At 51.8% G+C, this 628-nt stretch carries 1 rRNA gene; it reads right to left on the bottom strand.

Features of this window, described 5'->3' with window-relative positions:
• Positions 1 to 628 (bottom strand): 23S ribosomal RNA (locus tag SBO83_RS21395); the annotation flags it as partial.

Below are 628 nucleotides of genomic sequence, written 5' to 3'. Positions count from 1 at the left end.
AGCGTCGCTGCCGCAGCTTCGGTGCATGGTTTAGCCCCGTTACATCTTCCGCGCAGGCCGACTCGACCAGTGAGCTATTACGCTTTCTTTAAATGATGGCTGCTTCTAAGCCAACATCCTGGCTGTCTATGCCTTCCCACATCGTTTCCCACTTAACCATGACTTTGGGACCTTAGCTGGCGGTCTGGGTTGTTTCCCTCTTCACGACGGACGTTAGCACCCGCCGTGTGTCTCCCGTGATAACATTCTTCGGTATTCGTAGTTTGCATCGAGTTGGTAAGCCGGGATGGCCCCCTAGTCGAAACAGTGCTCTACCCCCGAAGATGAGTTCACGAGGCGCTACCTAAATAGCTTTCGGGGAGAACCAGCTATCTCCCGGTTTGATTGGCCTTTCACCCCCAGCCACAAGTCATCCGCTAATTTTTCAACATTAGTCGGTTCGGTCCTCCAGTTAGTGTTACCCAACCTTCAACCTGCCCATGGCTAGATCACCGGGTTTCGGGTCTATACCTTGCAACTTGACGCCCAGTTAAGACTCGGTTTCCCTACGGCTCCCCTATTCGGTTAACCTTGCTACAAAATATAAGTCGCTGACCCATTATACAAAAGGTACGCAGTCACCTAACAA

Source organism: Ewingella allii, from assembly GCF_044430645.1.
GTDB lineage: Bacteria > Pseudomonadota > Gammaproteobacteria > Enterobacterales > Enterobacteriaceae > Ewingella > Ewingella allii.
This window is presented reverse-complemented; position numbering and strand designations above follow the sequence as displayed.